Annotated in this window: 12 protein-coding genes and 1 tRNA gene; 11 read left to right on the top strand and 2 right to left on the bottom strand. The window is 71.1% G+C overall.

Going from position 1 to position 17810, the window contains the following annotated elements:
• Nucleotides 1-17 precede the first annotated feature (17 nt).
• From gltB to G8E01_RS07820, 5 genes are all read left to right on the top strand, one after another.
• A complete protein-coding gene (gene gltB, locus G8E01_RS07840) occupies nt 18-4592 on the top strand; it encodes a glutamate synthase large subunit (protein ID WP_166318160.1) in 4575 nt (1524 codons plus the stop codon).
• Nucleotides 4585-6042 carry a glutamate synthase small subunit gene (locus tag G8E01_RS07835; RefSeq protein ID WP_166318157.1) on the top strand — a complete coding sequence of 486 codons (1458 nt, stop codon included), beginning with the start codon at nt 4585-4587 and terminating at the stop codon, nt 6040-6042. Before gltB ends, G8E01_RS07835 begins: the two co-directional genes overlap by 8 nt.
• 173 nt (nt 6043-6215) lie before the next feature.
• Entirely contained in the window at nt 6216-7658 is a 1443-nt protein-coding gene (gene pyk, locus G8E01_RS07830; RefSeq protein WP_166318154.1) for a pyruvate kinase, read from the top strand.
• A gap of 38 nt (nt 7659-7696) precedes the next feature.
• Nucleotides 7697-7779: transfer RNA gene (locus G8E01_RS07825), tRNA-Leu, on the top strand.
• 64 nt (nt 7780-7843) lie between these two features.
• Nucleotides 7844-8467, top strand: a complete 624-nt coding sequence (locus tag G8E01_RS07820; protein WP_155048677.1) for an ANTAR domain-containing response regulator — start codon at nt 7844-7846, stop codon at nt 8465-8467.
• A 52-nt stretch (nt 8468-8519) separates the two neighbouring features.
• Here G8E01_RS07820 and G8E01_RS07815 read toward each other — a convergent pair whose 3' ends face one another.
• A complete protein-coding gene (locus tag G8E01_RS07815; protein WP_166318148.1) occupies nt 8520-8945 on the bottom strand; it encodes a PaaI family thioesterase in 426 nt (141 codons plus the stop codon).
• Between the two features lie 54 nt (nt 8946-8999).
• Here G8E01_RS07815 and polA point away from each other — a divergent pair, with 54 nt between their 5' ends.
• Genes polA through G8E01_RS07800 form a run of 3 tightly spaced genes read left to right on the top strand, consistent with a single transcriptional unit; the run spans nt 9000 to nt 14697 of the window.
• Complete coding sequence (polA, locus tag G8E01_RS07810) at nt 9000-11624, top strand: DNA polymerase I (protein ID WP_338100768.1); 2625 nt, start codon at nt 9000-9002, stop codon at nt 11622-11624.
• Nucleotides 11625-11657: 33 nt separating this feature from the next.
• Nucleotides 11658-13331, top strand: coding sequence for a DUF885 domain-containing protein (locus tag G8E01_RS07805; RefSeq protein ID WP_166318142.1), 1674 nt, complete (start codon nt 11658-11660; stop codon nt 13329-13331).
• A 43-nt stretch (nt 13332-13374) separates the two neighbouring features.
• The gene (locus G8E01_RS07800) at nt 13375-14697 is read left to right on the top strand and encodes an MFS transporter (protein WP_166318139.1); all 1323 of its coding nucleotides are present in this window, start codon (nt 13375-13377) and stop codon (nt 14695-14697) included.
• A gap of 108 nt (nt 14698-14805) precedes the next feature.
• On the opposite strand, the gene G8E01_RS07795 is transcribed toward G8E01_RS07800, so the two are convergent.
• Complete coding sequence (locus G8E01_RS07795; RefSeq protein ID WP_205827248.1) at nt 14806-15096, bottom strand: hypothetical protein; 291 nt, start codon at nt 15094-15096, stop codon at nt 14806-14808.
• A 308-nt stretch (nt 15097-15404) separates the two neighbouring features.
• On the opposite strand from G8E01_RS07795, the gene G8E01_RS07790 reads away from it, so the two are divergent.
• From G8E01_RS07790 to G8E01_RS07780, 3 genes are all read left to right on the top strand, one after another.
• A complete protein-coding gene (locus tag G8E01_RS07790; RefSeq protein WP_166318133.1) occupies nt 15405-15824 on the top strand; it encodes a hypothetical protein in 420 nt (139 codons plus the stop codon).
• Between the two features lie 148 nt (nt 15825-15972).
• On the top strand, nt 15973-16743 hold the full coding sequence (locus G8E01_RS07785) for a GDSL-type esterase/lipase family protein (protein ID WP_166318130.1): 771 nt from the start codon (nt 15973-15975) through the stop codon (nt 16741-16743).
• Between the two features lie 34 nt (nt 16744-16777).
• Nucleotides 16778-17800, top strand: coding sequence for an LLM class flavin-dependent oxidoreductase (locus G8E01_RS07780; RefSeq protein WP_166318127.1), 1023 nt, complete (start codon nt 16778-16780; stop codon nt 17798-17800).
• Nucleotides 17801-17810: the final 10 nt, after the last annotated feature.

The raw sequence follows: 17810 nt of genomic DNA, 5'->3' as shown, positions 1-17810 counted from the left end.
CGAGGACGGAATCGCTTATGGCATTCAGCCTGCGTCCTGGCGCGCCCGGCGCGCTCCCCGCCCGACAGGGCATGTACAACCCCGCGTTCGAGAAGGATGCGTGCGGACTCGCGATGGTCGCCACGCTGCGCGGCGAGCCGGGCCACGACATCGTCGACCTGGCGCTCGAGGCTCTCACGAACCTCGAGCACCGCGGCGCGATCGGATCCGACGCCGGCACGGGCGACGGCGCGGGCATCCTCACGCAGATGCCCGACGCCTTCCTGCGCGCCGTGGCGGGCTTCGAGCTGCCCCCGGTCGGCGAGTACGCCGCCGGAATGGCGTTCCTCCCGACCGACGCGGAGGAGCGGGCCGAGCATAAGCGCGGCATCGAGCACATCGCCGCGACCGAGAACCTGCACGTGCTCGGGTGGCGCGAGGTGCCCGTCGCGCCCGACAACCTCGGCCGCCTCGCGCGCGACGCGCAGCCGGCAATCGAGCAGCTGTTCCTCGCGAGCGCCCAGGCGGGCCACCAGGAGCCCCTGTCCGGGATCGCGCTCGATCGCCGCGCGTACCGGCTGCGCAAGCGCGCCCAGCACGAGCTCGGCGCCTACTTCGTCTCGCTCTCCAGCCGCACCCTCGGTTACAAGGGCATGGTCACGACCCTGCAGCTCGAGCCGTTCTACCTGGACCTGCAGGACGAGCGCTTCGTCACCGAGCTGGCCGTCGTCCACTCGCGCTACTCGACCAACACCTTCCCGTCGTGGCCCCTCGCGCAGCCGCTGCGCATGCTCGCCCACAACGGCGAGATCAACACGGTGGGCGGAAACCGCAACTGGATGCGCGCGCGCCAGTCGCAGCTGTCGAGCGAGCTACTCGGCGACATGAAGCCGCTCCTGCCGATCTGCTCCGACACCGAGAGCGACTCCGCATCCTTCGACGAGACGCTCGAGCTCCTGACGCTGTCGGGCCGCTCGCTGCCGCACGCCATGCTCATGATGGTGCCGGAGGCGCACGAGAAGAAGACGGGCCTCGACCCCGACCTCAAGGCGTTCTACGAGTATCACGCGGGCCTCATGGAGCCGTGGGACGGCCCCGCGGCCCTCCTCGCGACCGACGGCACCCTCGTGTGCGCGACGCTCGACCGCAACGGTCTGCGCCCCGGGCGCTGGACCGTCACGAACGACGGGCTCGTCGTCATCGGCTCGGAGACCGGCGTCCTCGACTTCGCCCCCGAGCGGATCGCGCGCCGCGGTCGCCTGCAGCCGGGCACGATGTTCGTCGTCGACACCGAGAACGGCCGCATTCTCGCGGACGCGGAGGTCAAGGGCCGCCTCGCGAAGAAGGAGCCGTGGCGCGAGTGGCTCGACAAGGGCACGGTCCGGCTCGCCGACCTGCCCGAGCGGGAGCACCTCGTCCACCCCATCGCCTCGATCCGGCGCCGCCAGCGCACGTTCGGGTACACCGAGGAGGAGCTGAAGATCCTGCTCGGCCCGATGGGTCGCACGGGCGCCGAGCCGATCGGCGCGATGGGGTCCGACACCCCGATCGCCGTGCTGAGCAAGCGCCCGCGCCTGCTGTTCGACTACTTCGTGCAGCAGTTCGCGCAGGTGACGAACCCGCCGCTCGACTCGATCCGCGAGGAGGTCGTGACCAGCCTCACGCTGAACCTCGGCCCCGAGGCGAACCTGCTCACGAGCGGGGCCGCCCACGCGCGCGGCGTCGGGCTCGACTTCCCCGTGATCGACAACGACGAGCTCGCGAAGATCCAGCACATCGACAGCGCCCTCCCGGGCCGCACCTCGGTCACCGTGCCGTCGCTGTACCGCGTGTCCGCGGGGGCGAAGGGCATGGAGAAGCGCATCGATCGGATGTGCGCCGAGGTCGACCGGGCGATTGAGGACGGCGCCGAGTTCATCGTCCTCAGCGACCGCGACTCGAACCAGGACCTCGCGCCGATCCCGTCGCTGCTGGCCGTGTCGGCGGTGCACCACCACCTCATCCGCAACGAGACGCGCATGAAGGTCGGCCTCGTCGTCGAGGCGGGCGACGTGCGCGAGGTGCACCACGTGGCGGTGCTCCTCGGCTACGGCGCGAGCGCCGTGAACCCCTACCTGGCGATGGAGTCGGCCGAGCACCTCGTGCGCAGCGGATCCGTCACGGGCGTGAGCCCCGAAAAGGCCGTCAAGAACCTGATCTACGCGCTCGGCAAGGGCGTGCTGAAGATCATGTCGAAGATCGGCATCTCGAGCGTGTCCTCGTACGCGGGCGCGCAGGTGTTCGAGGCCGTCGGGCTCTCCTCGGCGTTCGTCGAGAAGTACTTCACGGGCACCGAGACGAAGATCCAGGGCGTCGGCCTGGACGCCATCGCGCGCGAGACCGCCGCGCGCCACGCGTTCGCGTACCCCGAGGACCGCGCGCCCCGCGCGCACGAGCGGCTCTGGACGGGCGGCGAGTACCAGTGGCGGCGCGACGGGGCTGAGCACCTGTTCAACCCCGAGACGATCTTCCGGCTGCAGCACTCCACGCGCACCGGTCGGTACGACATCTTCCGCGAGTACACGAAGATGGTCGACGACCAGGCCGCGGAGCTGAAGACCCTGCGCGGGCTGTTCCAGCTCACCGCCGGCGACCGTCGCCCCGTGCCGCTCGACGAGGTCGAGCCCGCATCGGCGATCGTGAAGCGCTTCTCGACGGGAGCGATGAGCTACGGATCCATCTCCCGCGAGGCGCACGAGACGCTCGCGATTGCGATGAACCAGCTCGGCGGCAAGTCGAACACGGGCGAGGGCGGCGAGGACGTCGATCGGCTCCTCGACCCGTCGCGCCGTAGCGCCATCAAGCAGGTGGCGTCCGGCCGATTCGGCGTCACGAGCATGTACCTGACGCACGCCGACGACATCCAGATCAAGCTGGCGCAGGGCGCCAAGCCGGGCGAGGGCGGGCAGTTGCCTCCCGGCAAGGTGTACCCGTGGGTCGCGCGGACGCGTCACTCGACGCCGGGCGTGGGGCTCATCTCCCCGCCCCCGCACCACGACATCTACTCGATCGAGGACCTCAAGCAGCTCATCTTCGACCTGAAGCGGGCGAACCCGTCGGCGCGCGTGCACACGAAGCTCGTCAGCCAGTCGGGCATCGGCGCGGTCGCCGCGGGCGTCGCCAAGGCGCTCAGCGACGTGATCCTCGTGTCCGGTCACGATGGCGGCACCGGCGCGAGCCCGCTCAACTCGCTCAAGCACGCGGGGACGCCCTGGGAGCTCGGCCTCGCCGAGACGCAGCAGACCCTGATGCTCAACGGCATGCGGGACCGCGTCGTCGTCCAGGTCGACGGGCAGATGAAGACCGGCCGCGACGTCGTGATCGCGGCGCTACTCGGCGCGGAGGAGTTCGGTTTCGCGACCGCGCCCCTCGTGGTCGAGGGCTGCATCATGATGCGCGTGTGCAACCTCGACACGTGCCCCGTCGGCGTTGCCACGCAGAACCCCGTCCTGCGCTCGCGCTTCACGGGCCAGGCCGAGCACGTCGTGAACTTCATGATGTTCATCGCCGAGGAGGTGCGCGAGTACCTCGCCGAGCTGGGCTTCCGCTCGCTCGAGGAGGCCATCGGGCACGTCGAGGCGCTCGACGTCAACCGCGCGATCGCGCACTGGAAGGCCGACGGTCTCGACCTCGCGCCCATCCTGGACGGTCCCGCCTTCGACGCCGCCGAGCCCCGCGCGCACGCCCGGTCGCAGAACCACGAGCTCGAGGAGCACTTCGACGTCCAGCTCATTGAGCGGGCGCAGGACGTCATCGCCTCGGGCGGCGACCTGACGATCGACCTCCCCGTCCGGAACACGGCGCGCGCCGTGGGGACGATGCTGGGCCACGAGGTCACGAAGGCGCACGGCGAGCACGGGCTCACGAACGGATCCATCACCGTGAACCTCACGGGATCCGCCGGGCAGTCCTTCGGCGCGTTCCTCCCGGGCGGCGTCAGCCTGCACCTCGAGGGCGACTCGAACGACTACGTCGGCAAGGGCCTCTCCGGTGGGCACATCGTCGTGCGCCCCCCGCGCGACGCGACCTTCGATGCGTCCGAGAACGTCATCGCGGGCAACGTCATCGGCTACGGCGCGACGCAGGGCTCGCTGTTCCTCCGCGGCGTCGTGGGCGAGCGCTTCCTCGTCCGCAACTCCGGCGCCTCGGCGGTCGTCGAGGGCGTGGGCGACCACGCGCTCGAGTACATGACCGGCGGGCTCGCCGTGATCCTCGGCGAGACGGGCCGGAACCTTGGCGCCGGCATGTCCGGCGGCACGGCCTACGTGTACCGCCTCGACCGGGACAAGGTCAACACGCAGGCGCTCGACTCGGGAGAGCTCACCCTCGGCGAGCTCGGCTCCGGCGACGTGGAGATCCTGCGGGATCTCCTGGAGCGCCACGTGGCGGAGACCGGATCCGACCTCGCGGAGCGCTTGCTCGGCGATCTCAAGAACGAGGCGGCGAACTTCGTGCGGGTTCTCCCGCGCGACTACGCCGCCGTCCTGAAAACGCGCCAGGACGCCGCCGATGAGGGGCTCGACCCCGACAGCGACGTCGTCTGGACCCGAATCCTGGAGGTGACCGGTGGCTGATCCCAAGGGCTTTATGAAGGTGACCGAGCGGGAGACCCCCGCTCGCCGTCCGGTGCCCGTGCGCATCATGGACTGGAAAGAGGTCTACGAGCCGGGCGACAAGGCGGTCCTGACGCGTCAGGCCGGCCGCTGCATGGACTGCGGCGTGCCGTTCTGCCACCAGGGGTGCCCCCTCGGCAACCTCATCCCGGAGTGGAACGACCTCACGTGGAAGGGGGAGGGGCGCGCGGCGATCGACCGCCTGCACGCCACGAACAACTTCCCCGAGTTCACCGGCCGGCTGTGCCCGGCGCCGTGCGAGTCCGCGTGCGTGCTGGGCATCAACCAGCCCGCCGTCACGATCAAGCAGATCGAGGTCTCGATCATCGACGAGGCCTTCGGCAACGGCTGGGTCGAGCCCAAGCCCCCGACACGCCTGACGGGCAAGACCGTCGCCGTCGTCGGGTCGGGCCCCGCGGGCCTCGCCGCCGCTCAGCAGCTCACGCGCGCGGGTCACACCGTCGCCGTCTACGAGCGCGACGACCGCATCGGCGGCCTGCTGCGGTACGGGATCCCGGACTTCAAGATGGAAAAGCGCCACCTCGACATGCGCCTGCGTCAGATGCGCGACGAGGGCACGCGCTTCCGCGCCGGCGTCGCCATCGGCGTGGACATCACGTGGGACGACCTGCGCGCGCGCTACGACGCCGTCGTGGTGGCCACGGGCGCGACCGTGCCGCGCGACCTGCCGATCCCCGGCCGTGATCTCGCCGGCGTGCACTTCGCCATGGAGTACCTCGTCGAGGCCAACAAGGCCGGCGCGGGGGACACGGTTCCGAACCAGATCACGGCCGAGGGCAAGCACGTCGTCGTCATCGGCGGCGGCGACACGGGCGCCGACTGCATCGGCACGGCGCACCGCCAGGGCGCGCTCAGCGTGACGAACCTCGCGATCGGCCGCAAGCCCGGCGACACGCGCCCCGACCACCAGCCGTGGCCCACGGACCCGACGGTGTTCGAGATCTCGTCGGCTCACGAGGAGGGCGGCGAGCGTCAGTTCCTCGCCTCCACCGTGGAGTTCCTCGGGAACGAGGCGGGCGAGGTGCGCGCCCTGCGCGTGGCCGAGACCGAGTTCGTCGACGGGCGTCGCGTGCCCAAGAGCGGCACCGAGCGGGAGATCCCGGCGGACCTCGTGCTCATCGCCATGGGGTTCACCGGCCCCGAGCGCGAGCACCTGGAGCACCAGCTGGCGACGCAGTTCACCGACCGCGGCGCCATCGTGCGCGACGACTCCTACGAGTCGGCCGACCGCGGCGTCTTCGTCGCCGGCGACGCCGGCCGTGGCCAGTCGCTCATCGTGTGGGCGATCGCGGAGGGGCGCGCGGCGGCCGCGCGCGTCGACGAGCAGCTCATGGGCGAGACGTTCCTGCCCGCGCCCGTGAAGCCCACGGACATCGGCATGCACGTCTAGGAGCGACCGCCGCGCGGCGCGTTCGCGTCGCGAGGGAACCCCGAATGCGCGTAGGGTGAGAAGCGCGTTCGGGGTTCCCGACATTTCAGGCGCGTGCGGCGCCGACAGGCCCAGGACGCGATTCGACAGCCACCGGGCCCCACCGAGGGCCCAGCAGTGCGGAAGGCGATGCAGTGAGACGAGCCAAGATCGTCGCGACCCTCGGGCCGGCGACCTCGACAAAGGAAACGGTCCGGGAGCTGATCGACGCGGGGCTTGATGTCGCGCGCCTGAACCTCAGCCACGGCGACTACTCCGTGCACGACAACAACTTCGAGAACGTGCGGGGAGCCGCGGCAGACGCCGGCCTGCCCGTCGCGATCCTCGTCGACCTGCAGGGCCCCAAGATCCGCCTCGGCACCTTCGCCGACGGCCCCCACACCCTCGCGGTGGGCGACATCTTCCGCATCACGATGGAGGACGTCGAGGGAACGAAGGACCTCGTCGGGACGACGTATAAGGGCCTCGCGGGCGACGTCGCGCCCGGCGACTACCTCCTCATCGACGACGGCAAGGTCCGCGTCCAGGTCGTCGAGACCGACGGCGTCACGGTGACGACCAAGGTCGTCGTCGGCGGCCCCGTGAGCAACAACAAGGGCATCAACCTGCCCGGCGTCGCGGTCAACGTCCCCGCCCTGAGCGAGAAGGACGAGGCCGACCTGCGCTGGGCCCTGCGCAAGGGCGCCGACATCATCGCCCTGTCGTTCGTGCGCAGCGCGAAGGACGTCGAGCGCGCCCACGTGATCATGGCGGAGGAGGGGCGCCGCGTCCCGATCATCGCCAAGATCGAGAAGCCGCAGGCCGTCGACGTGCTCGAGGAGATCGTCGAGGCCTTCGACGGCATCATGGTTGCCCGCGGCGACCTCGGCGTCGAGCTCCCGCTCGAGGCCGTGCCGATCGTCCAGAAGCGCGCGGTCGCGATGGCCCGCCGCCTCGCCAAGCCCGTCATCGTCGCGACGCAGATGCTCGAGTCGATGATCCAGAACCCCGTCCCGACGCGCGCGGAGACGAGCGACGTCGCGAACGCGGTCCTCGACGGCGCGGACGCGGTCATGCTCTCGGGCGAGACGAGCGTCGGCGACTACCCGGTGGTCACGGTCCAGACCATGGCCCGCATCGTCGAGTCCACGGAGGACCACGGCCTCGAGCGCATCGAGCCGCTCACGACGCGCCCGCGCACCCAGGGCGGCGCCATCACGCTCGCCGCCGTCGACGTCGCGGACTTCGTCGACGCGAAGCTGCTGTGCATCTTCACGCAGACGGGCGACTCGGCCCGGCGGATGTCGCGCCTGCGCTCGTCCCGCCGCATGGTCGCGTTCACCCTCGCCGAGGAGACGCGCCGCCGCATGCAGCTGACGTGGGGCATCCGCTCCGCCCTCGTGGACCCGGTCGAGCACACCGACCAGATGTTCATGCAGGTCGACGAGTACGTGCTGGAGAACGGCCTCGCGCGCGTCGGCGACAAGGTCATCGTCATCTCCGGTTCCCCTCCCGGGATCGCTGGCTCGACCAACGACCTGCGCGTCCACCGCGTGGGCGACGCGGTCCACGGCGCGGCCCCTGCCTACCAGGGCTAGGATCGCGCCCGGCGGCGACCCCCGGGTCGCCGCCCCCGGCCGGTGTGGCGGAATGGCAGACGCGGCGCACTCAAAATGCGTTGTCCGCAAGGACGTGAGGGTTCGAGTCCCTCCACCGGCACGACGTTCGCCCTCGTCGGATCCCCGACGAGTCGATCGGCGAACCACCAGACCCGCGTCATAGGATGGAACACGTGAGCGAAGAGCAGAACGAGAACGCAGGAGGCGCGCCCCGTCGCGTGGTCGTCGCCGAGGATGAGTCGCTGATCCGGATGGACATCGTCGAGATCCTTCGCGACAACGGCTACGACGTCGTTGGCGAGGCCGGCGACGGCGAGACCGCGGTCCAGCTCGCGACGGAGCTGCGCCCCGACCTCGTGGTCATGGACGTGAAGATGCCGCAGCTCGACGGCATCTCCGCCGCCGAGCGGCTGAGCCGCGACCACATCGCGCCCGTCGTGCTGCTGACGGCGTTCAGCCAGAAGGAGCTCGTGGAGCGCGCGACGGAGGCCGGCGCGCTCGCCTACGTCGTCAAGCCGTTCACGCCGAACGACCTGCTGCCCGCGATCGAGATCGCGCTGGCCCGCCACGAGCAGATCATCACGCTCGAGGCCGAGGTCGCCGACATGGTCGAGCGCTTCGAGACGCGCAAGCTCGTCGACCGCGCCAAGGGCCTCCTGAACGAGAAGATGGGGCTCAGCGAGCCCGAGGCGTTCCGCTGGATCCAGAAGGCGTCGATGGACCGCCGTCTCACGATGCAGGACGTCGCGAAGGCGATCATCGAGCAGCTCTCGCCCAAGAAGGACTGATCGCGCCCCGCGCGAAGAAGGGGCCCGGCCGACTGGCCGGGCCCCTTCGGCGTTAGCGGGCGTCCTTGATGAGGTTGGTGATGCGGACGGTCGAGCACCGGCGCCCGCGCTCGTCCCGCACGACGATCTCGTGCACGCACACCGAGCCGCCCAGGTGGATCGCGGTGCAGGTGCCGGTCACGAGCCCCGACGTCGCCGAGGCGGTGTGCGTGGCGTTGATGTCGAGACCGACGGCGAGGCGCCCCGGCCCCGCGTGGAGGTTCGCGGCCATGGACCCGAGCGACTCGCCGAGCACGACGTAGGCGCCCCCGTGGAGCAGGCCGACGGGCTGCGTGTTCCCCTCGACCGGCATGGTCGCCACCGCGCGCTCCGCGGAGAACTCCGTGAAGCGGATCCCCATGCGCTCGGCGAGCGCGCCGATCCCGCGCTGCTCGAGCCAGTCCAGACCGTCGGCGGCGGGTTCGGGGGCGGCGCTCATGCGGATTCCTTCCGGCGGAGGGTGGATGTCGGCGGACCCGCATACCCTGGAGGGGTGACGGACCCCACGAAGCCTACTCTGCTCATCGTCGACGGCCACTCGCTGGCCTTCCGCGCATTCTTCGCGCTGCCGGTCGACACCTTCCAGAACAAGGAGGGGCAGCACACGAACGGCATCCACGGCTTCCTGTCGATGTTCATCAACCTCCTCAAGAACGAGCAGCCGACGCACGTCGCCGTCGCGTTCGACGTCTCCGATCACACCTTCCGCAAGGCGGAGTACCCGGAGTACAAGGAGGGCCGGCAGGAGACGCCGTCCGAGTTCCGCGGGCAGATTCCGCTCCTCAAGACCTGCCTCGAGGCGATGAACGTCACGGTGCTGGAGAAGGACGGCTACGAAGCGGACGACATCCTCGCGACGCTCGCCCGGCGCGGCTCCGAGGCCGGCTACGACGTGCTCGTGTGCTCGGGGGACCGCGACGCGATCCAGCTCGTGAACGAGCGCGTGACCCTGCTCTACCCGTCCGTGCAGGGCGTGTCGAAGCTCAAGCGCTACGACCCGCCGGCCGTCGAGGAGCGGTACGGCGTGCCGCCCGAGCAGTACCCCGACATCGCGGCGCTCGTGGGGGAGAAGGCCGACAACCTCCCGGGCGTGCCCAAGGTGGGCGAGAAGACGGCGGTCAAGTGGCTCACCCAGTTCGGGTCGCTCGACGCGATCCTCGAGGGCGCCGAGGGCATCAAGGGCGTCGTGGGCCAGAACCTGCGCGACCACCTCGACGACGTGCGGCGCAACCGCCGTCTCAACCGCCTGCTCGACGACATTGACGTGGCGGTCGAGCTGGAGGCGCTCGAGGTGGGCGCGGCCGACGAGCAGGCCGTGCGCGACATCTTCTCGACGCTGGAGTTCCGCTCGCTCCTCACGCGCGTCCTCGACGCGATGGGCGAATCCGGGTCCGAGCCCGCGCCAGAGCAGCCGGCGGCGCCCGCCGTCGAGGAGCTCGACGCCGCGGGCCTCGCGGGCTGGTTCACGGATCCCGCGCAGGCGGTCGGCGTGACGGTCACGCTGCTCGAGGGCCGGCCCGAGCGCCTGGGCCTCGCTACCGCGGACGCCGCCGTCGAGGCGGCGTGGTCCGAGGAGGCGGCGGACGCCGTGCGGGCGTGGTTCGCCTCCGACGCCCCGAAGGTCATGTGCGACGCGAAGGTGCAGGTGAAGGCGCTCGGCCGCGCGGGCGTCGAGGTCCGAGGGCTCCGCACCGACGCCCTGATCGCGGGATGGATCGCGAAGCCGGCCTTCCCCGACAAGACCCTCGCCCACCTCGTGGACCGCTACCTGGGCGAGCGCCTGCCCGAGGCGGATCCGGACCAGCTCGTGCCGGAGACCGACGGGGCGACGCCGGGCCAGCTCAGCTGGTACACGTTGCGCGCCGCGGAGGCCGTCGTCACCTCTTTGCCCGAGCGCGCCCGCGCCGTACTCGACGACATCGAGATGCCGACGTTGATCGCCCTCGCCGACATGGAGCTCGCGGGCGTGAGCGTCTCGCACGACGCCCTCAGCGCGTTCTCCGCGCAGCTCGGCGAGCGCGCCGCCCAGATCGCCGCCGAGGCCTACGCCGAGATCGGCCACGAGGTGAACCTCGGCTCGCCCAAGCAGCTGCAGCAGGTGCTCTTCGAGGAGCTCGCGCTGCCCACGACGCGCAAGACGAAGACGGGCTACACGACCGACGCGAGCGCCCTGGCCGAGCTGCAGGTCAAGACGGGCCACCCGTTCCTCGGCCAGCTGCTCGCGCACCGCGAGGCGACGAAGCTCAAGCAGATCATCGACGGCCTGGATCAGGCCATCGCGGACGACGGCCGCGTGCACACGACCTACGTGCAGACGGGCAGCCAGACGGGCCGCCTCTCGAGCACGGACCCGAACCTGCAGAACATCCCCGTGCGCTCGGAGGAGTCTCGTCGCATCCGGCAGGCCTTCGTCGTCGGCGAGGGCTACGAGTCGCTCCTGACCGCCGACTACTCGCAGATCGAGATGCGGATCATGGCGCACCTTTCGGAGGATCCGGGCCTCGTCGAGGCGTTCGTCGCGGGGGAGGATCTCCACCGCTACGTCGGCGCCCAGGTGTTCGGCGTCGACCCGTCGGAGGTCACGAGCGCCATGCGCAGCAAGGTCAAGGCGATGTCCTACGGCCTCGTTTACGGCCTGTCGGCATTCGGCCTCGCCAAGCAGCTCGGTATCGAGCAGAAGGAGGCCAAGCAGCTCATGCTCGGCTACTTCGAGCGCTTCGGAGCCGTGCGCGACTACCTGCGCGCCTCGGTCGAGAAGGCCCGCGAGGACGGCTACACCGAGACGATCTTCGGCCGCCGCCGCCCGTTCCCCGACCTGTCCAGCCCCAACCGGGTGCTCCGCGAGAACGCCGAGCGCGCCGCCCTGAATGCGCCCATCCAGGGCAGCGCCGCCGACATCATGAAGATCGCGCTGTTCCGGATCCACGAGCGCCTCCGCGGCATGCGCTCGCGCCTGCTCCTGCAGATCCACGACGAGGTCGTCGTCGAGGTGGCGCCGGGCGAGCGCGAGGCGGTCGAGCAGCTCGTGCGCGACGAGATGGCCGGCGCCGCGGAGCTCACGGTCCCGCTCTCCGTGCAGGTGGGCTTCGGCGGCGACTGGAACGAGGCCGCGCACTGACCGCGCGGGCCTGCCGATAGCCTGGGGGGACCCATGGATGACAATCGACGACCCCAGACACTGATCGATACCCTGGCCGAGGAGTGGGTCGACACCCTCGTCGACCTGCGTCCCACGCTCGGGACGTACATCGGCCGCACGGAGGCGAACGACCGCTTCGGCGACTACGGCCCCGATGGCCACGAGGCGCTCGCCTCCGCGACCCGCGCGACGCTCACGCGTCTCGAGGCGCTCGAGCCCGCCGACGCGACCGACCGCGTCACGCAGGCCGACCTGTCGCGTGAGCTGCGCCTCGACCTCGAGCTGCACGAGTCCCGGTGGCACCTGCGCGACCTGAACGTGCTCGAGAGCCCCTCGCAGGACATTCGCCAGGCGTTCGACCTCATGCCCACCGACACCGCCGAGGACTGGGAGCACTTCGCCACCCGCCTCGCCGCCGTCCCCGACGCGATCGACGGCTACATCGCCACGCTCCGCGAGGGGATCCACGAGGGCGTCGTGCCGGCGGTACGCCAGGTGCGCGAGGTCGCCGAGCAGGCGCGGAGCTACGCCTTCCCCGACGGGTTCTTCGACCAGCTGGTGGCGGGCGCGAGCGCGCAGGGGGATCCGCTTCCCCGCACCCTCGATGCCGCGCTGTCCGACGGCGCCGACGCCGCGCGTTCGGCGTACGGCCGCCTCGCGCGCTTCCTCGACGGCGTCCTGGCGCCGCGCGCCGCGGAGGAGGACGCGGTGGGGCGCGAGCTGTATGGGATCCACTCCCGCCGCTTCCTCGGCGCCGACGTCGACCTGGACGAGACCTACGCGTGGGGGCTCGAGGAGCTCGCGCGCGTGCGCGCCGAGCAGGAGGCGCTCGCGCGCGAGATCCTGCCGGGCGCGAGCGTCGAGGACGCCGTCGCGCACCTCGAACGCGACATGACGCGGAAGCTCATCGGGCAGGAGGCCCTGCGCGCGTGGATGCAGGAGACCGCGGACCGCGCGGTGGCCGAGCTCGGCGAGACGCACTTCGACATCCCGGAGCCCGTGCGCCGCGTCGAGTGCATGATCGCGCCGACGACGTCGGGGGAGATCTACTACACGGCCCCGAGCGACGACTTCTCCCGCCCCGGCCGGATGTGGTGGTCCGTCCCGGACGGCGTGCGCGCGTTCGACACCTGGCGCGAGCTGACCACGGTGTACCACGAGGGCGTGCCCGGCCATCACCTGCAGATCGGGCAGGCCGTGTACAACCGCGCCGAGCTCAACAGCTGGCGGCGCCTCCTCGCGGGGACCTCCGGTCACGCCGAGGGGTGGGCCCTCTACGCCGAGCGCCTCATGGAGGAGCTCGGCTACCTCGACGACCCCGCCGCGCGCCTCGGCATGCTCGACGGGCAGCGCATGCGCGCGGCCCGCGTCGTCCTCGACATCGGCGTGCACCTCGGCAAGCGGCGCCCCGACAGCTACCAGAAGTGGGACGCGGACTACGCGCTCGAGTTCCTCCGCCGCAACGTGAACATGGCCGACCAGTTCGTCACGTTCGAGCTGAACCGGTACCTCGGCTGGCCGGGGCAGGCACCGTCGTACAAGGTCGGTCAGCGCATCTGGACGGACATCCGCGACGCGGTCCGGGAGCGCGAGGGCGAGAGCTTCTCGATGAAGGCGTTCCACAAGCGGGCGCTCGACCTCGGCGGCGTCGGCCTCGACACGCTGCGCGCGGAGCTCGTCGGCTGACCGCGGTTGGCGTGAAGGGTCACCCCGACACTAACCTGTCGGGGTGACCTCCGTTTCGCAGCGCCTCGACGGCGCCCGCTTCTCCCGTTCGCACGGCCGCATCCTCACGGGTTCGGGTCTCGGCTGGGCCCTCGACGCCATGGACGTCGGGCTCATCTCGTTCATCATCGCGGCGCTCGCCGTCGAATGGGACCTCGCGCCCGGCACCGCCGGATGGATCACGTCGGTGGGGTTCATCGGGATGGCGATCGGCGCAAGCCTCGGCGGCCTCCTCGCGGACCGCTTCGGGCGCCGGCAGGTCTTCGCCGTCACGCTGCTCGTCTACGGCCTCGCGACGGGCGCAAGCGCGCTCGTCGGCGGCGTCGGCGCGCTCATCGCGCTGCGCTTCCTCGTCGGCCTGGGGCTCGGATCCGAGCTCCCCGTCGCGTCCACGTACGTGAGCGAGTTTGCGCCCGCGCGGATCCGCGGCCGCCTCGTGGTCATTCTTGAGGCGTTCTGGGCCGTCGGCTGGACGGCCTCGGCGCTGATCGGCTACTTCGTCGTGCCGCTCGAGAACGGGTGGCGCTGGGCCTTCGCGCTCGGGGCGATCCCGGCGGCGTACGCGCTCGTGGTCCGGTGGGGCCTGCCGGAGTCGCCCCGGTGGCTCGCGGCCCGCGGCCGGACGGCCGAGGCCGAGGCCATCACCCGCCGCTTCCTCGGCGACTCGGCCGACGCCGCGGATGGCGCGGCACCGGAGGCGCCCGCCCGGCCCGCCCGCGCGGGCGTGGGGACGCTGTTCCGCGGCGCGCTCGCCCGCAAGACCGCCGCGCTCTGGGTGGTCTGGTTCTGCGTGAACTTCGCCTACTACGGCGCCTTCATCTGGATCCCCTCAATCCTCGTGGCGCAGGGCTTCGACCTCGTCCGCTCGTTCGGCTACACGCTCATCATCACCCTCGCGCAGCTACCGGGCTACGCGGTCGCCGCCTGGCTCATCGAGGTGTGGGGCCGGCGGGCGACGCTGTCGGTCTTCCTCGTCGGATCCGCCCTCTCGGCGATGGCCTTCGGCGCCGCGGGCGAGGTGTGGCAGATCCTCACGTTCGGGTGCCTGCTGTCGTTCTTCAACCTCGGGGCGTGGGGCGCGCTGTATGCCATCAGCCCGGAGGTCTATCCGACCGCGGTACGCGCCACGGGCGCGGGCTGGGCGGCGGGCGTGGGGCGCATCGCCTCGATCGCCGCGCCGCTGTTCACCCCCTGGGCCCTCGCCGCCTCCGGCGCCGGGCTCGTGTTCACGGTGTTCGCGATCGCGTTCGCGATCGCCGCCGCCGCCGCGTGGGCCGTCGGCGATATGCGAGGCGTGCCGCTCGACGAGGCGGTGCCGCGCTCCTAGGCCGCGCTGCTCACTCCGTTCGCGACCGCCTCCCGTGAGTGCCTCGCGAGTGACCCACATTGCCGCGTCCGATCGAGGATGTGGGTCATCTCCTCGGCGCACCGCGACTCACTGCCGACGAATCTCGTCCGCGATCGCGCTCGCATCGAGGCCGTCGGGAAGGCGCATAATGAGTTGCTCGCCGTGTAGAGGCTCCATGACCCGCACGGCGGAAATCACGGCGTCGCCGACCTTCATCAGCAGGCGCGAGCCCTCGCCGGCCTCACTGACCGTGATCGTCGACGTCTCGAGCACCGCGACGCCGTTCTGCGTCAACTCGAGCGTGAGCGTGTTCTCCTGCTCGTCGCCTGGTTCGCTCACCGCCTTCACCTCGACGTCCCGGAAAGCACCGTCAGCCACCAGGACATGCTCCTCATTCACGGCGACGCAGCGGGCTGAAGCGCCCGCTTCGCACGTCTCTGCGACGGCCACCTGGATCACGCCTCCCGAGGGAACCTCCGAGTCTCGCGACGCGCATCCACTGAGCGTAAGAAGCGCGGCAAGAGCGACGACGCAGCTCCTGCGAACGAGGTTTTTCACGGGCCAGAGCCTCCCCGTCGAGTAGATAGAGCGCGCGGATCACGCTCGCCGCGACGCACGCTATCGAGCACCGCGAGCGCCCGCAACACGGCCTCGCCCCGCGCGGGGCGAGGCCATAGAGTTGCCGAATGGATCCGAGCGCTCCGCGCGTCATCTCAGTTCGTCGCGGTCACGTGCAACCCACCCGATCCTCGCTCTACGTGTTGATCGACGTCGATACGCGGGCCATCGCATACATCGGCGGCGCAGGCTTTGACCCCGAGCTTCGCGCATATTTGCACGTCGAGAGCGAGGACCCTCGTCTCGCCCGCGTGCGAGCAACCGTCCCACGCTACGACGAGCGCGACTTCGACGTGCTCGCGTTCGAATTGCCCGCTGGCGCCGATCGGTCGGCTGCGAAGCAGGCGCTCATCCAGCGTCTCGCCGAGAGCGGTGCGCACGCGGGTGAAGCAGCGGCAGAAGACGGTCTCCGCGACGTCACCGACCCGATCGTGCAGGGCATCGCACGCTATGGCGGGGGAGCGCTGCAGGATTCGGCCTCACCCTGACCTCTCGACCCCACGCGATCACTGCATCGCGGATAACCGAGGCGCGCGTAGCGAGCGCAACCACACAGGCGCTCCGGCGGTGGTCGCGGCCCTTATCGGACGAGGCCGCGCCCGCGCCCGCGCCGCGGGAGGTTCCTAGGATGGATCCGTGACGAGTGTGCGATATGTGGCGATCGGCGATTCCTTCACGGAGGGCGTCGGCGACGAGCGCCCGGACGGGACGCCCCGGGGATGGGCCGACCTCGCGGCCGAGGGGTGGGCAACCTCGCGGGGCGAGGCGATCGACTACGCGAACCTCGCGATCCGCGGCAAGCTCGCGTGGCCGGTCGTCGACGAGCAGCTCGAGCCGGCGCTCGCCCTGCGCCCGACGCACCTGTCGTTCAACGGCGGCGGCAACGACATGCTCCGCCCGGGCCGCTCGATCGATCGCGTCGTCGACGCGTTCGTCCATGTCGCGGCGCGGTGCGCCGCCGAAGGGGTCGTGCCCATCCTGCTCGCCGGGGCGGATCCGTCGGGCGGCCTGCCGCTGTCGCGCGTGATCCGGCGCCGCGGCGACGAGCTGACGCGCGCCGTGACCGCCCGCCTGCGCGGGCGCACCGGCATCGTCTGGGCGATCAACTGGACGGACGCCTCCCTCCGCGAGCCGGCGTACTGGTCGCCCGACCGGCTCCACATGAACGTCCGCGGGCACCACCGCGTCGCGGCGCGCGTTCTCGAAGCCGTGGGGGAGCAGGCGCCGCCGGCTTGGTGGTCCCTGCCAGAGGGCGCGGGCGCGCATCTGGACAACCGCGACTACTACCGCGCGCACGTCGTGCCGTGGATCCGCCGGCGCCTGACGGGAACGTCGTCGGGGGACGGCCGCAGCGCGAAGATCCCCGACTGGCTCCGCGTGCCGCCGCACCTCCCGGAGACCGCGTGACCCCAGCCCGAAGTTTATGCGTCAGAATGGATGCATGAAGAAGATCGGGTTCCTGTCCTTCGGGCACTGGACGCCGCACCCGCAGTCGGGGACGCGGTCGGCGAGCGACGTGCTGCACCAGTCCATCGACCTCGCGCAGGCGGCGGAGGATCTGGGCGCCGACGGCGCCTACTTCCGCGTGCACCACTTCGCGCGCCAGCTCGCCTCGCCGTTCCCGCTGCTCGCCGCGGCGGGCGCGAAGACGAGCCGCATCGAGCTCGGCACCGGCGTCATCGACATGCGGTACGAGAATCCGATGTACATGGTCGAGGACGCGGGCGCCGCCGACCTCATCTCGGACGGCCGCCTGCAGCTCGGCGTCTCGCGGGGCTCACCCGAGCAGGTCATCGACGGCTGGAAGTACTTCGGCTACGGCGCGGCCGAGGACGACCCGCAGGGCGAGGCCGCGGCGCGCCAGAAGACCGAGCTCTTCCTGCAGCTCCTCGAGGGCCGCGGCTTCGCGGAGCCGAACCCTCGACCCATGTTCCCGAACCCGCCGGGAATGCTGCGGCTCGAGCCGCACAGCGAGGGCCTGCGCGAGCGCATCTGGTGGGGCGCCGGATCCGACGCCACCGCGCGCTGGGCGGCGCAGCAGGGCATGAATCTCATGAGCTCGACGCTCAAGAACGACGAGACGGGCGAGCCGTTCCACGTCCAGCAGGCGAAGCAGCTGCGCGCCTACGCGGAGGAGTGGGCGACGCACGACCACGGCTTCTCGCCGCGCACCTCCGTGTCGCGCTCGATCTTCGCGATCACGAACGACACCGACCGCCGCTACTTCCTCGGCGGCGACACGGAGGACCAGATCGGCCACATCGACGAGAAGACCCGCGCGATCTTCGGCCGCTCCTACGCCGACGAGCCCGACGCGCTCGTCGAGCAGCTCCGCCACGACGAGGCCATCGCCGAGGCGGACACGCTGCTGCTGACCGTCCCCAACCAGCTCGGCGTCGACTACAACGCGCACGTCATCGAGTCGATCCTCACGCACGTCGCGCCCGCGCTGGGCTGGCGCTAAGCGCGCGGGG

The organism is Microbacterium excoecariae (genome assembly GCF_011326725.1).
Classification (GTDB): domain Bacteria; phylum Actinomycetota; class Actinomycetes; order Actinomycetales; family Microbacteriaceae; genus Microbacterium; species Microbacterium excoecariae.
This window is presented reverse-complemented; position numbering and strand designations above follow the sequence as displayed.

Coding starts and splice junctions, on each gene's coding strand:
- gltB (WP_166318160.1), top strand. CDS start 18: ATGGCATTCAGCCTGCGTCCTGGCGCGCCCGGCGCGCTCCCCGCCCGA.
- G8E01_RS07820 (WP_155048677.1), top strand. CDS start 7,844: ATGGAACACGTGAGCGAAGAGCAGAACGAGAACGCAGGAGGCGCGCCC.
- G8E01_RS07815 (WP_166318148.1), bottom strand. CDS start 8,945: ATGAGCGCCGCCCCCGAACCCGCCGCCGACGGTCTGGACTGGCTCGAG.
- G8E01_RS07805 (WP_166318142.1), top strand. CDS start 11,658: ATGGATGACAATCGACGACCCCAGACACTGATCGATACCCTGGCCGAG.
- G8E01_RS07790 (WP_166318133.1), top strand. CDS start 15,405: ATGGATCCGAGCGCTCCGCGCGTCATCTCAGTTCGTCGCGGTCACGTG.
- G8E01_RS07780 (WP_166318127.1), top strand. CDS start 16,778: ATGAAGAAGATCGGGTTCCTGTCCTTCGGGCACTGGACGCCGCACCCG.